Annotated in this window: 1 protein-coding gene; it reads left to right on the forward strand. The window is 72.3% G+C overall.

The features are described 5' to 3' along the window. Positions 1 to 393, forward strand: a 393-nt coding sequence (locus ACG04R_RS28440; protein ID WP_394418198.1) for a PKD domain-containing protein, incomplete at both ends; no start/stop codon positions are given.

Consider the following 393-nt stretch of genomic DNA (forward strand, 5'->3'; position numbering starts at 1 on the left):
CCGACGCGCAAGGCGCGATCGCAAGCTACGCCTGGACGTTCGGCGACGGCACGAGCGCCAGCGGCGTGTCGGCCACCAAGACCTACAGCGCCGCGGGCAGCTACACGGTCACGCTGACGGTGACCGATGCCGGCGGACTGACCAACAGCACGACGCAGACGGTGGTGATCACGGCGGCCAACCAGCCGCCGGTGGCCAGCATCAGCGGCCCGACGAGCGGGCTGGTGGGCGCCAGCCTGAGCTTCTCCGGCGCCGGCAGCACCGACGCGCAAGGCGCGATCGCGAGCTACGCCTGGACGTTCGGCGACGGCACGAGCGCCAGCGGCGTGTCGGCCACCAAGACCTACAGCGCCGCGGGCAGCTACACGGTCACGCTGACGGTGACCGACGCGG

Source organism: Pelomonas candidula, assembly GCF_043555985.1.
GTDB lineage: Bacteria > Pseudomonadota > Gammaproteobacteria > Burkholderiales > Burkholderiaceae_C > Pelomonas > Pelomonas candidula.